Source organism: Clavibacter sepedonicus (assembly GCF_000069225.1).
GTDB lineage: Bacteria > Actinomycetota > Actinomycetes > Actinomycetales > Microbacteriaceae > Clavibacter > Clavibacter sepedonicus.
In genome coordinates, this window is sequence record NC_010407.1 from 2,990,444 (window position 1) to 3,006,395 (window position 15,952).

General features: G+C 74.0%; 17 protein-coding genes. 4 read left to right on the forward strand and 13 right to left on the reverse strand.

Annotated elements, in window-relative coordinates; all coding sequences use genetic code 11:
* The first annotated feature begins 6 nt into the window (after positions 1-6).
* A complete protein-coding gene (locus tag CMS_RS13985) occupies positions 7-846 on the forward strand; it encodes a chymotrypsin family serine protease (RefSeq protein WP_012300065.1) in 840 nt (279 codons plus the stop codon).
* Between the two features lie 48 nt (positions 847-894).
* On the opposite strand, the gene hemL is transcribed toward CMS_RS13985, so the two are convergent.
* From hemL to hemE, 13 genes are all read right to left on the reverse strand, one after another.
* Positions 895-2,262, reverse strand: a complete 1,368-nt coding sequence (gene hemL, locus CMS_RS13990; protein WP_012300066.1) for a glutamate-1-semialdehyde 2,1-aminomutase — start codon at positions 2,260-2,262, stop codon at positions 895-897.
* 80 nt (positions 2,263-2,342) lie between these two features.
* Positions 2,343-3,323, reverse strand: coding sequence for a porphobilinogen synthase (gene hemB / locus CMS_RS13995; protein WP_012300067.1), 981 nt, complete (start codon positions 3,321-3,323; stop codon positions 2,343-2,345).
* Entirely contained in the window at positions 3,320-4,159 is an 840-nt protein-coding gene (locus CMS_RS14000) for a uroporphyrinogen-III synthase (protein WP_012300068.1), read from the reverse strand. The genes hemB and CMS_RS14000 overlap by 4 nt, the downstream gene beginning before the upstream one ends.
* Positions 4,156-5,142, reverse strand: coding sequence for a hydroxymethylbilane synthase (gene hemC, locus CMS_RS14005; RefSeq protein ID WP_012300069.1), 987 nt, complete (start codon positions 5,140-5,142; stop codon positions 4,156-4,158). The genes CMS_RS14000 and hemC overlap by 4 nt, the downstream gene beginning before the upstream one ends.
* Positions 5,139-6,389: a ferrochelatase gene (locus CMS_RS14010; RefSeq protein WP_041464733.1), complete on the reverse strand. Its 1,251-nt coding sequence runs from the start codon at positions 6,387-6,389 to the stop codon at positions 5,139-5,141. The genes hemC and CMS_RS14010 overlap by 4 nt, the downstream gene beginning before the upstream one ends.
* The gene (hemQ, locus tag CMS_RS14015; protein WP_223842667.1) at positions 6,389-7,159 is read right to left on the reverse strand and encodes a hydrogen peroxide-dependent heme synthase; all 771 of its coding nucleotides are present in this window, start codon (positions 7,157-7,159) and stop codon (positions 6,389-6,391) included. Before hemQ ends, CMS_RS14010 begins: the two co-directional genes overlap by 1 nt.
* Before the next feature lie 71 nt (positions 7,160-7,230).
* Positions 7,231-7,794, reverse strand: a complete 564-nt coding sequence (locus CMS_RS14020) for a TIGR03086 family metal-binding protein (RefSeq protein WP_041464735.1) — start codon at positions 7,792-7,794, stop codon at positions 7,231-7,233.
* A gap of 86 nt (positions 7,795-7,880) precedes the next feature.
* The gene (gene mptB / locus CMS_RS14025; protein ID WP_223842668.1) at positions 7,881-9,500 is read right to left on the reverse strand and encodes a polyprenol phosphomannose-dependent alpha 1,6 mannosyltransferase MptB; all 1,620 of its coding nucleotides are present in this window, start codon (positions 9,498-9,500) and stop codon (positions 7,881-7,883) included.
* Positions 9,501-9,539: 39 nt separating this feature from the next.
* Complete coding sequence (locus CMS_RS14030) at positions 9,540-9,815, reverse strand: DUF3618 domain-containing protein (protein WP_012300073.1); 276 nt, start codon at positions 9,813-9,815, stop codon at positions 9,540-9,542.
* On the reverse strand, positions 9,805-10,221 hold the full coding sequence (locus tag CMS_RS14035) for a phage holin family protein (protein ID WP_012300074.1): 417 nt from the start codon (positions 10,219-10,221) through the stop codon (positions 9,805-9,807). Before CMS_RS14035 ends, CMS_RS14030 begins: the two co-directional genes overlap by 11 nt.
* Positions 10,222-10,253: 32 nt before the next feature.
* Positions 10,254-10,595 (reverse strand): hypothetical protein, encoded by a 342-nt coding sequence (locus CMS_RS14040; RefSeq protein ID WP_012300075.1) that lies wholly within the window; start codon positions 10,593-10,595, stop codon positions 10,254-10,256.
* A 127-nt stretch (positions 10,596-10,722) separates the two neighbouring features.
* Positions 10,723-12,162, reverse strand: coding sequence for a protoporphyrinogen oxidase (gene hemG / locus CMS_RS14045; protein WP_041464736.1), 1,440 nt, complete (start codon positions 12,160-12,162; stop codon positions 10,723-10,725).
* Entirely contained in the window at positions 12,155-13,264 is a 1,110-nt protein-coding gene (gene hemE / locus CMS_RS14050) for a uroporphyrinogen decarboxylase (RefSeq protein WP_012300077.1), read from the reverse strand. Before hemE ends, hemG begins: the two co-directional genes overlap by 8 nt.
* A gap of 116 nt (positions 13,265-13,380) precedes the next feature.
* Here hemE and CMS_RS14055 point away from each other — a divergent pair, with 116 nt between their 5' ends.
* The 3 genes from CMS_RS14055 to CMS_RS14065 are packed head-to-tail and all read left to right on the forward strand — an operon-like array spanning position 13,381 to position 15,952.
* Complete coding sequence (locus CMS_RS14055) at positions 13,381-14,700, forward strand: glutamyl-tRNA reductase (RefSeq protein ID WP_012300078.1); 1,320 nt, start codon at positions 13,381-13,383, stop codon at positions 14,698-14,700.
* 56 nt (positions 14,701-14,756) lie between these two features.
* Entirely contained in the window at positions 14,757-15,332 is a 576-nt protein-coding gene (locus CMS_RS14060) for a GNAT family N-acetyltransferase (RefSeq protein ID WP_223842669.1), read from the forward strand.
* Positions 15,333-15,346: 14 nt separating this feature from the next.
* Positions 15,347-15,952: a GNAT family N-acetyltransferase gene (locus tag CMS_RS14065; RefSeq protein WP_012300080.1), complete on the forward strand. Its 606-nt coding sequence runs from the start codon at positions 15,347-15,349 to the stop codon at positions 15,950-15,952.

Here is a 15,952-nt window from a genome sequence, read left to right on the forward strand (position 1 = left end):
GAACCCATGATCCCCGCCCGCTCGAAGCGCCTCGCGCTCGCCATGCTCCTCACCGCATTCGTCACGCCATCGGTCGTCGGCGGTGCTGCGTCCGATGCATCGGCGCAAATCAGCCCGCTCCGCCTCCAGCGACCGGTGATGGCGGGTACGAAGATCCGCTCCGCCTCCGGGGCCAACTGCACAGCCGGCGCCGTCATGAAGTACTCCGGCATCGGGACCGCCATCTCCGGATTCGCAGCAGCCAAGCGCTACGTGCTCACCTCCGAGCACTGCGGTAAGAAGGGCGAGAAGTTCACCCTCGGAAGCACCGTGACCGGCACGGTGACGTGGGTCTCTCCCGACACCGATCTCGAGCTCATCACCGTTCTGCCGACGTCGAGGACGTCGCGCTACTGCGGCCCCAGTCACTCCGGCACGCTCTTCTGCCAGAACGTGACCACCTACACGCCGCAAGCCGATGGTCGGGTCGTCCTCTCCGCCTTGAATACGGGAAGCCCCATCACGCCGATCGTGAACCGCACCGGGAGCCCGGGCGATGAGGAGTCGTTCTGTCGCAGTGGCGCGGTCGGCGGCGTCGACTGCACCCTCATGCTCACCCACATCCCGAGCCCGGTGCTCGCCGGTCTGCCCGGTGTCGCGTCGGCGAGCCCGACGTCACGACGAGCAAGCGAGGACGGTGACAGCGGAGCACCTGTCACCAGCGGCAGCGGGGGGTTCACCAACGTGGCGCTCTACGGGATCCTGTACGGCGGCGGCTGGTACGGCGGCGTATGGAAGAACCACTACATCACGATCGCCAAGTTCTTCGAGGAGACGTCCGGCTACAGCCTGGCGCCGGCTCTCTGACCCGCCCCTCCGCCGGCGTCCCGAGCGTGCCGTCGGCGGTACCGCCCGCTAAGCCGGCGGGGTGGCCGCGGCGGCCGCGCGGGCGGCGGCCGGGAGGGCGCGGATCACGCGGTCGAGCGAGGCCTCGTCCATGGCGGCCGAGACGAACCACGCCTCGAAGACCGACGGCGGCAGGCTCACGCCCTGGTCGAGCATGGAGTGGAAGAAGGCCGGGTAGCGCCAGGTCTCCTGCGCCTGCACGGTGGCGTAGTCGGTGATCCCGTGCTCGGGCGGCGTGCCGAACGTGAAGCTGAAGAGGCTGCCGGCGCGCTGCACCGAGTACGCGAGGCCCGCGCGGTCGAAGGCGAGCTCGACCGCGTAGATGAGGATGTCGGCCGCGATGTCGAGTGCGCGATACACGTCGGCGTCCGCGAGGCGGAGGGTCGTCAGGCCCGCGGCGACGGCGACCGGGTTCCCGGAGAGCGTGCCCGCCTGGTAGACGGGGCCGAGGGGCGCGAGGTGGTCCATCACGTCGGCCCGGCCGCCGAGCGCGGCGACGGGCAGGCCGCCGCCGATGACCTTGCCGTACGTGACGAGGTCGGGGGTCCAGGCGTCGGGGTGGTCGGCCGCGAGCCCGTCGTTGTCGAGGCCCCAGTAGCCGGCCGGGTGCACGCGGAAGCCCGTGAGCACCTCGTCGGAGATGAGCAGGGATCCGTTGTCGTGGGCGATGCGGGCGAGCTCGGCGGTGAAGCCGGGCAGCGGCGGCACGACGCCCATGTTCGCGGCGGCGGCCTCCGTGATGACGGCGGCGATGCGCGGGCCGTGCTCCGCGAACACGGCGCGCACGGCGCCGAGGTCGTTGTAGGGCACGACGATGGTCTGCGCGGCGATGGCCTCGGGGATGCCCGCGGAGCCGGGGAGCGCGAGCGTGGCGACGCCGGAGCCCGCCTCGGCGAGGAGGCTGTCGGAGTGGCCGTGGTAGTGGCCGGCGAACTTCACGAGCAGGTCGCGGCCGGTGAAGCCGCGGGCGAGGCGGATCGCGGTCATGGTGGCCTCGGTGCCGGTGGACACGAGGCGGAGCTTCTCGACGGGGCGGCGGTCCGGGGACCCGTCGACGCCCGCGACGCGAACGCGCTCGGTGACGAGCTCCGCGAGCTCCGTCTCGGCGGGCGTCGTGGCGCCGAAGCCGAGGCCGAGGGCGGCGGCGTCCTGCACGGCCTTGACGACCTCGGGGCGGGCGTGGCCGAGGATCGCGGGGCCCCAGGAGTTGACGAGGTCGACGTACTCCACGCCGTCGGCGTCGGTCACGTAGGGGCCGGCAGCCCTCACCATCATGCGGGGCGTGCCGCCGACGGAGCCGAAGGCCCGGACGGGCGAGTTGACGCCGCCGGGGATGACGTCGCGTGCGCGGTCGAAGAGGTCCTGGGAGTGGGTCACGGTGTGTCCTTCGGTGCCCGGCGTCGATGCGCTCGGATGCTGCGGGCCGGACGGGGATCCGGCGGGGAGGGAGGAGCGGCTCAGCGCCGGGCGAGGCGCTCGGCGAGCTCGACGGCCCAGTAGGTGAGGATCGCGTCGGCGCCGGCCCGCTTGATGCCGAGGACGCTCTCGTCGATGGCGCGCTCGCGGTCGATCCAGCCGTTCTGCGCGGCGGCCTCGATCATCGCGTACTCGCCGGAGATCTGGTATGCCCAGACCGGCACGCTGCTGGTGGCGGCGACGTCGGCCAGGATGTCGAGGTAGCTCATGGCGGGCTTCACCATGACGACGTCGGCGCCCTCCTCGATGTCGAGCTCCACCTCGCGCAGGGCCTCGCGGCGGTTGCCGTTGTCCATCTGGTACGTGCGGCGGTCGCCCTGCAGCTGCGAGTCGACGGCCTCGCGGAAGGGGCCGTAGAAGGCGGACGCGTACTTCGCGGCATAGGCGAGGATCGCGACGTCGTGGTGCCCGGCGTCGTCGAGGGCCTCGCGGACGGCGCCGACCTGGCCGTCCATCATGCCGCTGAGGCCGAGCAGGTGGGACCCCGCCTCCGCCTGGGCGAGGCCCATGGCGCGGTAGCGGTCGAGCGAGCGGTCGTTGTCGACCACGCCGTCCGCGTCGAGGACGCCGCAGTGGCCGTGGTCCGTGAACTCGTCGAGGCAGAGGTCGGTCTGGACGACGAGCGCGTCGCCGAACTCCTCGATCGCGACGCGGGTGGCGACGTTGAGGATCCCGTCGGGATCGCTCGCGCCGGAGCCCTCGGCGTCGCGCACCTCGGGCACGCCGAACAGCATCACGCCGCCGATGCCGGCCTCGGCCGCCTCGACGAGCGCGCGGCGCAGGCTGTCGAGCGAGTGCTGGGAGACGCCGGGCATCGACGTGATGGGCGAGGCCTCCGTGAGGCCCTCGCGCACGAACATCGGCAGCACCAGGTCGGCCGCGTGCAGGCGGGTCTCGGCCGTGAGCCGGCGCATGGCCGGCGTGGTGCGGAGGCGGCGCGGACGGTAGTAGGGGGAGGTCATTCGGTGGTGCTCCGATCGAGGAGGTCGGCGAGGCCGGTGAGCCCCGCCGTATCGGGTCGCGGCTCCTCGTGGCGGGCGATCTCGACCAGGGACTGGATGAGCGACGCGGCGGAGCGCTCCGTGGCGACCACGTCGACGCGCACGCCGAATCGGCGCGCGTCCTTCGCGGTGCGCGGGCCGATGCAGGCGATGAGCACGCCGTCGGGCACGTCGCCCAGCTGCTCGTGCACCTGCTCCGCGACGCTGCCCGAGGTGACGAGGATCGCGCGGACGCGGCCCGAGGAGACGTCCTCGCGGATCCGGTCGCTGACGGGGACGCCGACCGTGCGGTAGGCGACGACCGAGCGCACGTCGTGGCCGCGCGCGATGAGGCCGTCGGTGAGCGTGGGCTTCGCGATCTCGGAGCGGAGCGTGAGCACGCGGCGGCGCGGGGATCCGGCGGCCATCTCCGTCCACTCCTCGAGGAGCGCGGTGGCCGACGAGTCGATGGACGGCACGAAGTCGACCGTGTATCCCGCGGCGACGAGCGCGGCCGCCGTGGTCTCGCCGACGGCCGCGATGCGCGTGCCCTCGGGGACGACGGCGCGGTGCGAGGCGAGCACGTCCACCGTGGTGGCGCTCGTGACGGTGAGCCAGTCGAAGGATCCCGCGGCGAGGTCGGCGAGGGCCGACTCGAGCGCCTGCGCGTCCTGCGTGGCGGCGAAGTTGATCATGGGCGCGACGACGGGCGTCGCGCCCTGCGCCCGGAGATCGTACGCGACGCCGTCGCCCCACGGTCCGCCGCGAGGCACGAGCACGCGCCAGCCCTTCAGGGGCTTCTGGTCTGTCGAGGTCATCGGGTCCCTCCCAGCGGCGCGAGATCGGCCGCTCCGGCGTCGAGGAGCTCGCGGGACACGGGCCCCGAGAGCGCGGAGGCGGATGCGCCCAGCTGCGCGAGATCGAGCCCCGCGGTGTCGAGCTCGTGGCTCGCGGCCATGCGCTGCGTGCCGTCGGGCCGGTAAACCACGGCGGTGAGGGCGAGGCGGGCGCTCGTGACGGTGGCCCAGGCGCCGATGGGCGCCGCGCATCCGGCCTCGAGGGCGGCCAGCACGCCGCGCTCCGCGAGCACGGCGGCATGCGTGAAGGGGTCGTCGACGGCCTCGACGGCACGGCCGACGACCGAGTGCGTCTCGGCGTCCTCCGTGCGGATCTCGAGGGCCAGCGCGCCCTGCCCGGGTGCGGTGGGCCAGCGGTCCAGCTCGAGGTGCTCGGTGGCGGCGCCGATGCGGTCGATGCGCTCGAGGCCGGCGGCGGCGAGCACCACGGCGTCGAGGTCGCCCGCGGTCACGCGGGAGAGGCGGGTGTCGATGTTGCCGCGGATGTCGACCACGTCGAGGTCCGGGCGCTCGGCGAGGATCTGCGCGCGGCGGCGCGGTGATCCGGTGCCGACGCGGGCGCCGCGCGGCAGGGTCGCGAGTGTGAGGCCGTCGCGCGCGCACAGCACGTCGCGCGGGTCCTCGCGCACCGGCACCGACGCGACCGTGAGGCCCGCGTACGGCGCCGTCGGCAGGTCCTTGAGCGAGTGCACCACGAGGTCGCACTCGCCGCGCAGCAGCGACTCCCGGAGCGCGCTGGCGAACACGCCCGTGCCGCCGAGGCTCGACAGGGACTCGCGCGACGTGTCGCCGTGCGTGGTCACGGGCACGAGCTCGACCTCGAGTCCCGACGCGCCGGTGATCTCCGCGGCGATCGCCCGCGTCTGGGCCAGGGCGAGCGCGCTCCCCCGGGTCCCGATGCGGAGCGTCGTCGTCGGAGCCGACGTCGTGGGACCGTCCGTCACGGTGCCAGCCCGGAGACGGCGGGCTTGAAGCCCAGCCGCACGTTCTCGCAGCAGCCCGGCCGGCACACGTCGTACCAGGGCCCGAGGTCGGTCATGTGGGGACGGTCGGCCGCCTTCATGCCGTCGCGGCGCTCCAGCACGAGGTCGATGAGGCCGTCGACGTACGCGGCGTGCACGCCCGGCGTGGGGACGCGCACCGAGTACAGGCCGTTCTCGGCGGCGGACTCGGTGGCCTCGTTGTCGAGGTCCCACTTGACCTCCATGTGGTCGCTCACGAAGCCGAGGGGCACGATCACGACGGCGCGGCGGCCCTGCGCGGGCAGCTCGCCGATGGCGTCGTTCACGTCAGGCTCGAGCCACGGCATGGAGGGCGGGCCGGAGCGCGACTGGTAGACGAGCTGCCACGGCACGTCCTGGTCGATGCCGAGCTCCTTGCGGACCTCGTGCATCACGACCTCGGCGACGGCCAGGTGCTGCGCGGCGTAGGCGCCGTCCTGGTCGAAGCCGCGCTCGGCGGGGCCGGACTTGGACGCGTCCGACGACGGGATCGAGTGTGTGGAGAAGAGGATCTCGACGTCCGTCGCGAGGTCGACGGGCTTCCCCTCCGCCTCGAAGTGCGCGATCACGTCGCGGATCCCGTCGCGCGTGCCCTCGATGAACGGCGTGACGAAGCCCGGGTGGTCGAAGAACTGGCGCACCTTGTCGATGCGGATGACGCCCTGCAGCTGCGTGTCCTCCAGCGCGTCCGCGAAGTCCTCGCGGTACTGGCGGCACGAGGAGTACGAGCTGTACGCGCTCGTGGCGACGGCGATGAGCTGGCGGTAGCCCTTCTCCTCGGCCTCGCGCAGCGCGTCGTTGAGGTACGGGCCCCAGTTGCGGTTGCCCCACAGCACGGGCAGGTCGATGCCGCGCTCGGCGAGACGCGCCTCGAGGGCCGCCTTCAGCTCGCGGTTCTGCTCGTTGATGGGGCTGATGCCGCCGAACGCGCGGTAGTGGTGGGCGACCTCCTCGAGGCGCTCCTCCGGGATCCCGCGACCCGCGGTGACGTTGCGGAGGAACGGGATGACGTCGTCCTGGCCCTCGGGGCCGCCGAAGGAGGCGAGGAGGATCGCGTCGTACGCGACGGGCTCCTCGACGTGGGCAGGGCCCATCTTCGCGGCCTCGCTCGCGGCGGAGACGAGGGCGCCGGGGGCGCGCGGCGCGTCGGTTGCGGGGGTGGGCTTGCGACCCAGGTTGAGTGCGGCCATTACTGGAGGACCTCCACGAGCTCGGCGGTGCTGATTCGGCGGCCCGTGTAGAACGGGACCTCCTCGCGCACGTGACGGCGCGCGTCGGTGTTGCGCAGATCGCGCATCATGTCGACCAGGTCGACGAGCTCGTTCGACTCGAGCGGGAGGATCCACTCGTAGTCGCCGAGGCCGAACGACGAGACCGTGTTGGCGATGACGCTGCGGAAGGCAGCGCCCTGGCGGCCGTGCTGGGCGAGCATGCGCCCGCGCTCCTCGGGCGGCAGCAGGTACCACTCGTAGGAGCGGACGAAGGGGTAGACGCAGAGCCAGTCGCGCGGCTCGATGCCGCGGAGGAAGCCCGGCACGTGGCTGCGGTTGAACTCGGCGTCGCGGTGGACGCCGGCGGCGCTCCACGACGGGATGAGCGCGCGGATGAGGCGCGCGCGGCGGATCTCGCGGAAGGCCCACTGAAGGGTCTCCATCTGGGGGCCGTGGATCCAGACCATGAGGTCGGCGTCGGCGCGCATGCCGGAGACGTCGTAGAAGCCGCGGACGGTGACGCCCTCGGCCTCGACGATGTGGACGATGCCGTCGAGCTCGTCGACCGCGCCGGGGACCTCGCGACCGTCGAGGTCGTCGGGGCGGGCGGGATCGCGGCGGAGGACGGCCCAGAGGGCGTAGCCGCTGGGGGATGCCTCGGGGGTGGACCCGTCGTCAGGACGGGCCTCTCCGGGGGACTCGATCGGGGGGACCTGAGATGCCGCCGACTCGGCAGCCGGGATGCTCATGATCCCCATGGTACGTCGCGCGGCGACCCCGCCCCGCATCGGCCGGGCCGCCGTCAGATCATCCCGCCCACCTACCGGGCGTCGCGGCCGGTGAGCGCGAGCAGGCGGACCTGCAGGGGCGCGTCCTCGGCGACCGGCACGGGCGACGCGAACAGGCCGCTGGCCTCGAGCGTGTCCTTCTGCGGGGCGAACACCGTCCATGTGGCGCGCACGAGCTCGTCGTCGATGCGCTCGTCGGCGCCGACCGCGCGCGCGAGGTCCCAGCCGTGGATCACGACGTCCGAGAGCTGCTCGCGGAGGTACTCGCGGGCGGGCACACGGTCCGTCGACAGCACCACGGGACGCTCCGGGTCGACGCCCTCCCATGCCGCGAGCGCCTCGCGGGAGTAGCGGCCCCACTCGGCCACGAGGTCGTCGTCGAGCTCGCGGATCAGCGCCTGGCCGGTCTGCGCGGTGTGGCCGGCGAGGAGGAGCGGCACCCACTGCTGCTCCTCGATGACGTGCGCCACGAGCTCGCGCACGTCCCACTCGACGTCGGGCGTCGGGGCGGTCCAGTCGGTGACGGCGCCGAGGCGGTCGGCGAAGCCGCCGTGCGCCCGGCGGATGAGGTCGTGCCAGTCGAGGTCGGTGTCCATGGTCGCGCTCCCGTCGGTGGTGTGCTCGGGGAACGTCGGCGGCGGTCGCGCGCATTCCCGCGCGCTGCGGCGTCGCGGGAGGAGGGTCAGACCGGAGGCTGCCGGGCGGCCGAGAACTGGTGGCGGGGGGCGCGGAGCGCGCGGAACGGATCCGTGCCCGCGAGCCCCTGCAGCCCCGGCGCGAGCACCCCGAGGATCCCCACGACCGCCACGACGACGACCAGCAGGCGCGGCCAGCCGGAGGCGACCGAGTGCACGACGGCCATCGGCTCCAGCAGGTTGACGCCGACGAGGAACACGGTCGCCGACACCGCGAGCGACATGGCCGCACCGTCCGCGATGCCGACGACGGCGAGGATCACGAGCACCCACAAGCCGTACCAGGGGTAGACGACGGGCGACATCGCGACCACGCACGCGAACGCCAGCGCGAGCCGCGCCTCCCCGGAGAGCGTGCGGGTCGTGAGGATGCACCACGCGGCGCCCGCGAAGCCGAGCAGGATGCCCGCGGTCTTGATCCCGCCCTCGACCGCCCCGCCCGGCCCGCCGAGCGCCTCGACCAGCGGGCCGAACGCGCCCGCGGCGACGCCGAACGGCATGAACCACGAGACGACGGAGACGGGGCTCGACAGCGCGGAGATCCAGCCGAGGCCGACGCCGAGCAGCTGACCGCCGAGCGCGAGGAGGCCCATGGCGGCGATGCCCGACACGGTCCACGCCGCCCAGACCCGCGGGTCGCGCGTGGGCGGGCGGAGGCCGGGGACGCCGCCCGCCGAGCCGTCGACGGCCACGCCCTCCGGCGCCCGGTCGTCGACGCGACGGGCCCGCATCTCGGCGTGCACGATGGCGACGATGGGCAGGGCGAGGAGCGCGATGGGCTTGACCGCCACCGCGCACGTCACGAGCACGACGCCGAGCACGGGCCGCGAGTCGATGGCCGCGAGGAGGCCGGCGACGAGCAGGCCCATCATCAGCGCGTCGTTGTGCGCGGCCATGACGAAGTTGAAGACGACGAGCGGGCTGGCGGCGAGGAACCACGCCGTCCGCACGGGGTCGATCCGGCGGCGGCGGGCGATGCGGAGGCCGCATACGACCATCAGGACGACGCCGGCGACGGCGACGCCGCGCGCCGCGAGGACCGCGACCTCCACGCCCAGGGCGTCGTCGATCCCGCCGATGACGCGCTCGATGGCGAGGAACAGGGGCCCGTACGGCGCGGGATTGTGCGCCCACAGCGGATCGACGCCTGTGCTCCGCCAGTCGGGCAGCACGGCGGGCCCGTGCTCGTACGGCGAGAGGCCGGCCCCCAGCACGCGCCCCTGGGCGATGTAGGAGTAGATGTCGCGGCTGAACAGCGGCGCGCTGAAGAGCAGCGGGACCGTCCACACGACGGCGAGCCGCAGCGTCGCGCGGAGACCGGCCTGTCCGAGCCGCGGGAGCAGCGCGCCGAGGAGGAGCCACGCCGAGGTGAGCATCAGGCCGCCGACGACGACCGCGAGGGACGCGATGCTCGTCGCGAGGGGCGAGACGCGGAGGGCGCCGATCACGGGAGTCCGCGACAGCTCCGACTCGGCCGGAGCATGGCCGACGATGAACGACGCCGCGAGGAGGATCAGCGAGCCGGCGAGCCCCACGAGGCCCGGCAGCATCAGCGGATGCGCACCCAGGGATCCCGGCTCACGCGCCTCGCGGCGGCGTGCGCGCACGGAACCCCCCTCGGCCATGGCGGATGCTCGACCGGCGTATCAGCGACGCGCGGCGCGGGCCACGGCCCAGACCACGCCGCCGACGACGACGACCGCGCCCACCCCGACGGCCACGAGGAGCAGCGGGTCCTCGTCGGCCGTGCGGCGGATTCGGCGGCGGAGGTCGGCGATGCCGTCCTTCGCCCGGCGTCGGACGTTCAGCTTGGCCTCGAGGGCGTCCAGCGTGGCGGAGATCTCCTCGCGCGTGTGCTGGATGTCGAGCTTCAGCTCGGCGCGGGAGCGGGGTCCCGTGGGGCGGGGGCGATCAGTGGTCATACTTGCCGGTCCCCTTCACCGCGTCGACGTCCTCCTTGAGGCTGTCGACCGTCTCCTCGGGCGTCGGCGGGACGCCCTTCTTGATCCAGCGCATGCCGAGCAACGCCAGCACCACCGTGATGAGGAGGAAGACGCCTGCGACGATGAGCGCGGAGAGCCACGGTGAGAACGCCTCGGACAGGCCGAGGATCGCGGCGGCGACGAGCACCAGGAACGCGATGAACGCGAAGAACAGCGCGACGACGAGGAAGCCGGCGCCGATCCCCGCGTGCTTGAGCTTGGTGACGAGCTCGTTCTTGAACGACTCGATCTCGTCCTTGATCAGCTGGACGATGAGCGTCGGCAGGTCGGCGACGAGCCGGACGAGCGAGCGCTTGCTCTTCGGATTGAGATCCTGATCCGTCATGCGGGGTTCCCTCCTGGGGATGGGCGGGCGGGTCAGCGGGAGGTGCCGGAGCCGTTCGGCTCGGGCGATGCGGGGTCCATGGTCGGGTAGTGCGTGCCCGATGCGCTCGAGGGGGTGGAGCCGCTCGCGGAGTCCTTCTTGCCGCCCGTGACGGTGCCGACGACCTTCTTGGCGCCGCCGACGACCGCGTGCGCCACGTCGGGGGTGTGGTCCTTCACGAAGCCGGCCGCGTTGTCGACCTGGCGCTGGACCTTCGGGTCGTCCCAGACCTTCTTGGCGTTCGTGCGGATCTGCTCGTAGCGCTTGCGTCCGGCGCGGGCGCCGAGGACGTAGCCGACACCAGCTCCGGCGACGAAGAGAAGCTTGCCTTTCATGGGAGATCTCCGATCGTTGAGGGGGCACGTGCAGCACACGTCGGTCCAGCGTATCCCTCCGGCGCTGCCGCGTGGTCGGGGGCGACGGGGCGGTCGGTGCCCGGCCAGGCGGGGCCCCGACCGCGCATCAGCGGGCCAGGAGGCGCGCCGCGGCGGCCTGCGCGTCGGCCACGACGGAGGCGAGCCCGGTGCCCGCGACGGCGGATCCGGTGATCTCGAGACCCGGGTGCTCGGCCGCCTCGTCGCGCACGGCCTGGACGCGCTCGCGGTGGCCGGACGCGGCGAACGGGAGGGCGTTGGTCCAGCGCACGCGGGCGGATCCGGTGACGCGGCCCGCGAGGTCGACTCCGAGCAGCCCGGACGCGTCGCGCACGGCGATCGCGGTGAGCTCGTCGTCGGGCACGCCGGCGGTGTCGTCGTCGCCGCCCGCGCGTCCGTAGGAGAGGCGGAGCACGTGCCGGTCGCCCGCGGCCGCCTTCAGCCACGGCCACTTCGCGGTCGCGTGCGTGAGGGCCTTGGCGCGGATCCCCGGGGCGTCGGCCGCGACCAGCACGCCGGTGCCGCGGGGTGCGGCGTCGAGCTCGGGCGCGCGGACGACGAGCGTGACGAGCTCGACGGACGACGGCTCGGGCCAGCCCTCCGTGACGGCGCGCGGCGCGAGTCCCGAGAAAAGGCGGGTGAGCCCCGCAGCGGGGATCGCGAGGACCACGCCCGCCGCGTCGATGCCGCGGCCGTCGGCGAGCTCGACGTGCCAGTCGTCGGACGCGGACGCGCCCTCATGGGAGCGGTGCCGGTGGACGGACTCGACCGCGAGGGAGGTCCGGACGTCGACGCCGAGGCGCGCGAGGTCGGCGACCAGCGCGTCCACCAGCAGGTGGACGCCGCCGACGATGCCGCTGACGGCGGATCCCGCGGGCGACGCCGCGCGCATGGACGCGACCGCGCGCCCCAGCGAGCCGTGCTCGGCGAGCCCGGCGTGGAGGCCGGGCGCGACGGAGTCGGCGTCGACCTCGTCGGGGTGGGCGCTGTGCACGCCGGAGACGATGGGCGCGACCAGCCGGTCGACCACGCGGTCGCCCATGCGGGCGCGCACCAGGCCGCCGAGCGTGCGCTCCTTCGCGCCGACGACAGCGGGGAGGAGGAGGTCGGCCTTGGCGCGGGCGACGCCCGCGCGGCCGATCGCGGTGGCGATGGTGGCGTCGAACGGGTGCGCGGGGATCCCGAGGAGGCCCGTGCGCGGCAGCTGGATGGCGCGCTCGGCGAGCTGCACCCACGCGCCGTCCGGGTTCGGCTGCACGATCCGGTCGGCGAGTCCGAGCTCTCCGAGGAAGGCGGCCACCGTGCTGCGGCGGGTGGCGAAGCTCTCGGCGCCGCTGTCGAGGCGGAGGCCGTCGACCACGTGCGATCCGACGGTGCCGCCGAGCGCGGGCGACGCCTCCACGAGGATCACGCGCTCGCCGGCCAGGGCGCAGGCGCGCGCGGCGATGAGGCCGCCCACGCCGCCGCCGACCACGACGACGTCGGTCGGGTCGACCTCACCGGCGGCCTGACGCGGGTCGCTACTCACGGACGAGGTCCACGATGCGGGTGAGCACGGTCGGATCGGTCTCGGGCGGCACGCCGTGGCCGAGGTTCAGGACGTGGGCCGGTGCCGTCTTCCCGCGCTCGAGCACGTCGCGGACGTGCGCCTCGAGGATCGGCCACGGGGCCGCCAGGAGCGCCGGGTCGATGTTGCCCTGGACGGGCACGGATCCGCCGAGGCGGCGCGACGCCTCATCGAGCGGGATGCGCCAGTCGACGCCCACCGCGTCGACGCCCACGTCGTGCATCGCGCCGAGCAGCTCGCCCGTGCCGACGCCGAAGTGGACGAGCGGGACGGTGCGGCCGTCCGCCGCGGTGATCGTGCGCACGTGGTCGAGCGCGAGCGCGGAGGCCGGGGCGACGCGCTGCGTGTAGTCGGCGAGCGAGAGGCCGCCCGCCCACGAGTCGAAGAGCTGCGCGGCGGAGGCGCCCGCCATGACCTGTGCGTGCAGGAAGACGCCCGTGATCTCGGCGCACCAGCGCATGAGGGCGTCCCAGGCGTCGGGATCCGCGTGCATGAGGCCGCGCGCCGCGATGTGGTCCTTGCTCGGCCCACCCTCGACGAGGTAGGCGGCGAGCGTGAAGGGCGCGCCCGCGAAGCCGATGAGCGGGGTGTCGCCGAGCTCGGCGGCCGTGCGCGCGACGGCCTGGCGGATGGGCTCGAGGGCGGCCGGGTCGAGCGACGGCAGCGCCGCGACGTCGGCCGCGGTGCGCACGGGCTTCTCGAGCACGGGCCCGCGGCCCGCGACGATGTCGACGCCGACCCCCGCGAGCTTCAGCGGGATGACGATGTCGCTGAAGAAGATGCCCGCGTCGACGTGGTGGCGGCGCACCGGCTGCAGCGTGATCTCGCTGGCCATCTCCGGGTCGAGGCACGCGTCGAGCATGCGCGTGCCCACGCGCAGCTCGCGGTACTCGGGCAGCGAGCGGCCGGCCTGGCGCATGAACCACACGGGGGCGCGCTCGCCGCGATGGCCGCGGTAGGCCTCGACGAGGAGGGAGGAGGAGGTGCGCGTGTTGAGCGGGTGCTCCGCGGGCAGCGGGAGGGCGGCGGACGCGAGGGAGGACGAGGAGGAGGGCGTGATCACGGATCAGATCATCGCATCCCCCGCCTGCGGGCCCGCTCGGCTGGGGAGGCGGGCCTGACCTTGTCAGGACACCCTCACCGGCCCGGAGCACACGGCGGGGAGGTTTACCATGGACCGTGCTCATATGTCTGACGGCGAGTCATCACAACGCCAGCTTCGAGGTCCTCGAGAAGCTGTCCGTGGCCGCACCCTCCGTCGCCGGCACGCTCATGGAGCAGAACGACTTCATCGCGGGGGCCGTCGTCCTCGCCACCTGCAACCGCTTCGAGGCCTACCTCGACGTCGAGGAGCCCCTCACCGCCGCCCGCGCGCTGGCCGTCGAGGCCACGGTGGACGTGGTCAGCGGGGCCAGCGGGATCGCCCGCGACGACGTCCGCGGCAGCGTCGACGTGAAGTGCGGGGACGCGGTCGCCGAGCACCTCTTCGCCGTCTCCTCCGGCCTCGAGTCCGTCGTCGTCGGCGAGGGCGAGATCGCCGGGCAGGTGCGTCGGGCGCTCGAGGGCGCGCGCACCGGCGGCACCACGAGCACCGGGCTCGAGCGCCTCTTCCAGACCGCGTCCAACACGTCCCGCGGCGTCAAGACGCGCACGGGCCTGCAGAGCGCCGGACGGTCCATGGTCCGCCTCGCGCTGGATCTCGCGGAGAGCCGCATCGCCGACTGGTCCGCCACGCGCGTCCTCCTCGTCGGCACGGGCGCGTACGCGGGCGCGAGCCTCGCCGCGCTCCGCGACCGCGGCGTCGTCGACGTGCACGTCTACTCCCCCTCGGGCCGCGCGCAGAAGTTCGCGGGCCCCCACGGGATCCCCGCCGTCGAGGGCCGCGACCTCCTGAAGGCGCTCGCCGCGTCCGACATGGTCGTCACCTGCAGCACGGCGCCCACCGCCGTGCTCGCCGCGCACCACATGCAGGGCGCCGCCGCGGTGTCGGGCGACGGGCGCCGCCGCCTCGTCATCGACCTCGGGCTGCCCCGCAACGTGGATCCGGACGTCGTCACCGTCGAGGGCGTCGAGCTGCTCGACCTCGAGACCATCAGCCTGCACGCGCCGCTGCGCGACCTGACCGCCACGGACGACGCCCGCGAGATCGTCAGCACCGCCGCCGCCGAGTTCCGCGCCGCGAGCGCCGAGGACGAGGTGGCCCCCGCCGTCGTCGCCCTGCGCACCCACATCTTCGACGTCCTCGAGGGCGAGCTGGAGCGCGTGCGCAAGCGCGGCGACTCCTCGGAGGCGACCGAGAAGGCGCTCCGTCACCTCGTGAGCGTCCTCGTGCACAAGCCCTCCGTCCGCGCCCGGGAGCTGGCGCGCCAGGGCGAGGGGGCCCGAGTGGTCGACGCCGTCCAGGCGCTGTTCGGCCTCGACGTGGAGATGCCCGCCGCGGTGTCCTCCCCCGTCGCCGTCGCGCTGCCGCGCACGGCCGAGGCGGGCCAGGCGTCGTGAGGCCCCGCATCCTCCGCGGCCCGCGCCTCGACGCGCCGCTCAGGATGTCCGAGCCGGTGCGCACGGAGCGCCTGGTGATCCGTCCCTACACGGCCGACGATCTCGACGACTACGCCGACATCCAACGCCGACCCGACGTGGTCGAGTACATGTTCTGGCCGCTCCGCGACCGCGAGGCGTCGAAGCGCCACCTCGCGGCCCGCTGCCGGAAGACGCGGCTCGAGCAGTCGAACGACTTCCTCGGGCTCGCCGTCGAGCTGCCCGACGAGCCGAGCCTCAACCCGCGCGCGGGATCCGGCCGCGTCGTCGGCGACGTGTCCCTCCTCCTCCGCAACGCCGCCTCGCGCCAGCTCGAGATCGGCTGGGTCATGAACCCGGACTTCGCCGGTCGCGGATACGCCACCGAGGCGAGCCGCGCCATGCTCGACATCGCCTTCCAGCGCGCCGGCGCCCACCGCGTCCTCGCGCAGCTCGACGCCCGCAACACCTCCTCCGCCCGCATGGCCGAGCGCCTCGGCATGCGCCGGGAGGGGCACTTCCGCGAGGAGCACCTCGTGAAGGGCGAGTGGGTCGACAGCCTCTACTACGCCGTGCTGGCCGACGAGTGGGCGACGCCGCCCGCCGCGACCTGACCCGGAGGATCCCGATGGACGGCGACCTGCCCGCGCTCGACCCGTTCGAGGTCCGCGGCCCCGTCCGCACGGCCCGGCTCGTGCTGCGGCCGTTCACACCGGACGACGTGGTCGCGTTGGACGCCTACGCGGCGTCCCCCGGAGCACGGCCGCACCTCGCCGGATCCTCGTCCGACCCCGCCCGCATGCTCGGCGACCGCCTCGGCTGGACCCGGCTGGCCGACGTCGGCGACCGGCTCGCCCTCGCGATCGAGCTGCCCGCGCAGGGCCAGCGGTGGGCCCGCGTGGTCGGCGAGGTGCACCTGCTGCTGCGCGACCCCGGCGCCCGGCAGGCCGAGCTCGGCGTGGTCGTGCACGAGGACGTGCGGGGCGCGGGCCTCGCGACGGAGGCGGCCGACCGGATCCTCGAGCTCGCGTTCGCCGAGGTCGGCGTCCACCGCGTCGCGTGCCGGGTCAACGCGGCCGACTCCGCGGCCCTCGGGTTGGCCGAGCGCCTCGGCATGCGGCGCGAGGCGCTGCTGGTGCACGACCGATGGGCCCGTGGAGCATGGGCGGATACCGTGGTCGTCGCCCTGCTCGACGTGGAGTGGGCGGCTCGCCAGAGCCTCGATGGACTGTAG